Source organism: Marinobacter halodurans, from assembly GCF_004327985.1.
Classification (GTDB): domain Bacteria; phylum Pseudomonadota; class Gammaproteobacteria; order Pseudomonadales; family Oleiphilaceae; genus Marinobacter_A; species Marinobacter_A halodurans.
In genome coordinates this window covers 1-349 of record NZ_SJDL01000211.1, presented here as the reverse complement: position 1 = coordinate 349, position 349 = coordinate 1, and the positions used below count along the sequence as shown (strand labels likewise).

Here is a 349-nt window from a genome sequence, read left to right as displayed (position 1 = left end):
CTTTGGGGTCGCCGATTGGGTCATGGGTACAGGTCCAGGGCGGTCAGGGGTTGGTGGATGGGCCGCCAGAGCGGGTCGTCCCCGGGCGACTCGTCCGAGGGCGTGACCGGGAAGGCGCTGTCCGGCGTCAGGCGCAGCAGGTAATCGCGAGGCTGGTACGCGTTGTCCGGCTGGCGGGTCTCCAGCCGCACCATGACCACCAGGTCGCGGGTCATTAAGCCATACCGGGTTTTCTCCGCCTCCGGCACCGTAAAGCGCAATTGCAGGTGGTCCTCATCCTCCGGGATGGTCATGGACCCGATGACGTCTGTCGCGCAGCGCTCCCGGAGATGTGTTCGAATGCCTGCTT

1 protein-coding gene is annotated in these 349 nt (G+C 65.9%); it reads right to left on the bottom strand.

Annotated elements, in window-relative coordinates; all coding sequences use genetic code 11:
• Positions 1 to 20: 20 nt before the first annotated feature.
• On the bottom strand, positions 21 to 349 hold a 329-nt coding region (locus EZI54_RS24140; RefSeq protein WP_207389365.1), incomplete at its 5' end, for a hypothetical protein.